This is a genomic window from Vibrio sp. V43_P6S15P86 (genome assembly GCF_009904725.1).
Taxonomy (GTDB): domain Bacteria; phylum Pseudomonadota; class Gammaproteobacteria; order Enterobacterales; family Vibrionaceae; genus Vibrio; species Vibrio diabolicus.
This window is the reverse complement of record NZ_WXWT01000206.1, coordinates 12769-17080: the sequence shown is the minus strand read 5'-3', so window position 1 is coordinate 17080 and position 4312 is coordinate 12769. Positions and strand designations below refer to the sequence as shown.

Annotated in this window: 3 protein-coding genes and 2 pseudogenes; all 5 read left to right on the top strand. The window is 42.9% G+C overall.

Features of this window, described 5'->3' with window-relative positions; all coding sequences use genetic code 11:
* A pseudogene (locus CAG69_RS22525) lies at window positions 1-77 on the top strand (LuxR C-terminal-related transcriptional regulator); the annotation flags it as partial.
* 208 nt (window positions 78-285) lie between these two features.
* A complete protein-coding gene (locus tag CAG69_RS09100) occupies window positions 286-876 on the top strand; it encodes a calcium-binding protein (protein WP_161443840.1) in 591 nt (196 codons plus the stop codon).
* A 152-nt stretch (window positions 877-1028) separates the two neighbouring features.
* The gene (locus CAG69_RS09095; RefSeq protein WP_161443838.1) at window positions 1029-2747 is read left to right on the top strand and encodes a type I secretion system permease/ATPase; all 1719 of its coding nucleotides are present in this window, start codon (window positions 1029-1031) and stop codon (window positions 2745-2747) included.
* Window positions 2722-4062: an HlyD family type I secretion periplasmic adaptor subunit gene (locus tag CAG69_RS09090; protein WP_047008476.1), complete on the top strand. Its 1341-nt coding sequence runs from the start codon at window positions 2722-2724 to the stop codon at window positions 4060-4062. Before CAG69_RS09095 ends, CAG69_RS09090 begins: the two co-directional genes overlap by 26 nt.
* Window positions 4063-4158: 96 nt before the next feature.
* Window positions 4159-4312 (top strand): annotated as a pseudogene (locus CAG69_RS22520) (mechanosensitive ion channel family protein); the annotation flags it as partial.

The window sequence follows — 4312 nt, the reverse complement described above, 5'->3', positions numbered from 1 at the left end:
ATCTATACAATATTTTTAGAAAGTTAGAAGTAAAGAACCGTACGCAAGCAACAAGTTGGGCTAGGCGAAATCTGTAGTACTAGTATTAACTTACTGTAATAAAAAGAAAATAATCTATAAAGTACTAAGTTTTATATTTATTATTAAAATGTCAGTCTGAAATATCATCCCATATTCAAACTTATTCCTATTCGGTTGACTATTAGACTTCTCATGTCTGTTACCAATCTACTCAGACATAGAATAAAAGGTCTATTCAATTATTAAGACAAGAGGGAATAAAAAATGAGCACAATTGACAATGACACGTATCTAGGCGATGCAGGTGTAAATAACCAATTTGCTGATTTCGATGGCGGCGATGACTTGTTTATTGGTTTTGGTGGTAATGATTCGTTTGTTGGCGGTGGCGGTAACGATTATGTGATCGGCGGCGACGGTGATGATCGCTTAATTGGTGGTGCTGGCGATGATTTGTTAAAAGGTGGGATTGGTAATGATCTATTAAAAGGAGGTTTTGGAAACGACAAGCTTTTAGGTTTGTTGGGTGATAACAAGCTATTAGGGAACACAGGTGATGATATTCTTGTTGTAGGTGCTGGAGATAACATCTTGGTAGGTGGGAGTGACAGTGACAAGTTTGTTTTCACGGATAAGTTTGGTGGTCATGGCGAAGCAAAAGTTATGGATTTCACCATTGGTGAAGACTCTTTGCACATTATTAGCGACTCGGTCACAGACTTCGGTGATTTAAGCTTTAGCTATGATGCTGTAGGTAATGCCGTGTTTACCGATGGTGCTGATCTAACAGTGAAACTTATTGGCGTGACTGAAACTGACATCAACACCTATGGTGCAGATCTGTTCGTAATCTAAACGACTGAAAATAACTCTGGATGGGAATTAGTTTGCGTGGCTCTGCCATGCTGAGGTGAACTAATCGGACACTCTAGAGCGATTTGAGGTTACCTTAAGCTAGGCGCTAGTATTTCTGGCGCCTACAATTTTCACGTTAAACGGAAGTAGTCGTGCAAAAAACGGTTTTCAAAGAAGTGAAACAAAAACTATGCACGCTTGCGGGCTTGCTGATCGTTTTTAGCCTTTTTATCAACTTATTGGTTCTCTCGATTCCGTTGTACATGCTTCAAGTGTACAACCGAGTGATATCCTCCTACTCAACCGATACTCTACTTTTGCTCACTATTATCGTGATTGTCGCGCTGTTAACCATGTCCATCATCGACATTGCACGAGCACAAATGAGTAAATCTTTTGGTTATTGGATGGACACAAAACTCTCCGCTTTCATGCTCAAGCGCACGATTCAATATCAATCACATACTGGGAAGAGTTATACCTCGCAAACTCTGAGAGACATTCAGAACATCAAAAGCTTTTTGAGCAGTCAAGCACCTTATCCACTGTTGGATGCGCCCTGGACACCGCTGTTTATTTTATTTGTGTATTTATTGCACCCGATACTAGGTCACATCGCGTTACTTGGATCAATCGTATTGTTTAGCCTAGGTCTATTCAATGAGCTGATGACGCGTAAAACAATGCAAGAGAGCGAAGTCAGAGCGATTTCTCATATCAACAACGCTGAATTAGCCACGCAAAACTCCAATTCAATTCTCGCAATGGGGATGATGAATGCATTTTTAGAGAAGTGGCAGTCGCGCGTGAGTGAAGTGAATGTGCTTGAAGAGCGAGTGGCAGGTAAGTCCATCTACATGGCTAACTTTTCTAAGTTTGTACGTGGTTCACTACAGATCTTTTTGCTGGGGGGCGGAGCATGGTTAGTGATCCAACATGAGATTACTGCGGGAGCGATGATCGCGAGTTCCATTTTAATGAGTCGGGCACTCTCGCCGATGGAGCAGGCGATTGGAACATGGCGAAGTGCTATGTCTGCTAAAGGCGCGTATAAACGACTAAAAGAAATCGACGCAATCGTGCGCCAAGATGAATCGAATATGCCACTGCCAAAGCCAAAAGGACACTATGAACTAACTGGACTTGCTTATCGCCATCCTGGCACAGCAGAGCCTGTACTCTCATCGATCAACTTATCTATTCCTCCCGGAGTCGCTGTCGGAGTTATTGGCCCTTCTGGTACTGGTAAATCGACGTTTGCTCGGTTGTTATTAGGTACGATCAAGCCACTAGCGGGTAAGGTTACGCTTGATGGTATGGAAGTGTCTACTTGGGCATCGGAAGACCGCGGCGCCCATTTTGGTTATCTCGCTCAAGAAGTAGAGTTGTTTCCTGGCACAATTCGGGAGAACATCGCGCGCTTCAAAGAGGAAGACCCCGCTAAAGTCATCAAGGCGGCGCAACTAGCAGGATGTCATGAATTAATACTCAAGAAAAACAAAGGCTATGATTTCGTTATTGGCGAAAATGGCCGTGGTTTATCTGGAGGAGAAAGGCAGAGAATCGCACTTGCAAGAGCCGTTTATGGCGATCCATCTATTGTGATTTTCGATGAAGCTAATGCCAACCTTGATGGTGAAGGAGAGGCTGCATATCAACGTTTGATTGCCCATTTAAAGGCGCAAGGATCAACGATTATCGTCATTGCCCATAATCCGAGTACATTACGACAAATGGATAGATTGCTGTATTTAGCTGAAGGTCGAGTCAAATTATACGGTGATAAAGATGAAGTATTAAAACGCTTGATGGGCGAAGAAAGAACAGATATTCCAAGGGTAAGAAATGAGCAATCAACTGCCAGCCGTTAATCAGCATCCGTCTGAAACCGTTTATCGTTTTAGTCCGCAAGCGAAACTAAGCTTTCGAAAGCCAATTTTACTTGGTGTGGTGACGCTAAGTGTTTTTCTTGGCGGTCTAGGCTACTGGGCTGCGACAGCGAAATTAGAGAGTGCTGCGATTGCTTATGGCGATTTGTCTGTTCTCACTAAGCGCCAAGAAATTCAACATCTAGAAGGCGGCATTATTGAAAAGCTGTACGTGCAGGAGGGGGACTTGGTTGAAAAAGGTCAATTATTAATTCAACTCTCTAAGCGACAAGCTATGGCGAAGTTGGACTCATTAAGTGGTCAGTTTATTCATACTCTAGCGAAGGAAAACCGTCTAAGTGCTGAGCTAGATGAATTGCCAACGATCGTATGGTCTGATGATCTTGAAAGTATTCCTCGCGTCGATATCGTCCAAGAAGCTCAACTGGTTCAAAACAAGATCTTTGAAGCGAGAAAGCGATTCTTTGATAGTAAGCTGAGCATCATTGAGCAGAGTATTTCTGGGGCAAATTTGGAGCTGGAAAACCTCCAGCAAACCAAAGTCATTGAGAGAGAAAGACTCAATTTTATCGCCGAAGAAATAGACAGTAACCAAGCTCTAGTTCAAAAAGGCTTTTCGGGTAAATCCACCTTACTTCAACTCAAACGTCTTGCGGCGGAAGTGCGGAGTACCTTAAGTCAGTTAGATAGACAATCACTCACAGTAAGCAAAAGGTTGGATGAAAACCAAGCGCAAATTGAAGAGTTGAAGCTTGAAAGACTAAATGAGATTGTCGAGGAGCTACGAAACACCAAAAAGGAAATCGTCGCCATTCGTGAAGAGTATCGCTCAGCACAAGATATTGTAGCGAGAACAACCATCAATGCACCTATTGCAGGCCGTGTGGTCAACATGCAGGTGTTTACTGAAAAAGGTGTGATTGGTTCGGGTGAAACGCTATTGGAGTTGGTTCCTCAAGACGATAAGTTGTTAGTCGAGGCTCGCGTGAATCCCCAGGATATCGATTTAGTTAACCCAGGTCAGCAGGCGCATGTTCGTCTGACCGCTCTGAATGCTAGAACGTTGGCACCATTAGACGGTACGGTGTTAACGATTTCTGCGGATAAGCTTTCACAAGAAAACCAAGAGGATTTTTACCTCGCTAGAATTGCAATTTCGCAAGAAGATGTAGCCAAACACCGCTTAACTTCAGGAATGAACGCGGAAGTGCTTATTTTATCTGAACCGCGAACGCCTTTAAGTTATTTAATAAAGCCAATCACTGAAAGCATGAATCGCGCCTTTAGAGAGGAGTAATCTCAAAAGTACTTGAGTGAACACGGACAACTGACAAAATAATTTGTTATGGTTACCCGTTACTAGGCCGTATTTTAATTCTAAGGGAGCCGTGGAATGGAGAAAGTGCAGTTAGTCGTCGATTTTCTTCTCACTCATAAACTGATTTTTACCGCACTGATCTTTGTGATTATGTGGTTAATTCGTCGTACCATTTTATCGATGATTCGTGGTGACCATGCCTTTCTTTCTGAAGATCAGCGCAGCTGGA

What these genes read in the sequence shown, in the direction of transcription:
- CAG69_RS09100 (WP_161443840.1), top strand. Translation starts at nt 286, where the DNA reads ATGAGCACAATTGACAATGACACGTATCTAGGCGATGCAGGTGTAAAT.
- CAG69_RS09090 (WP_047008476.1), top strand. Translation starts at nt 2,722, where the DNA reads ATGAGCAATCAACTGCCAGCCGTTAATCAGCATCCGTCTGAAACCGTT.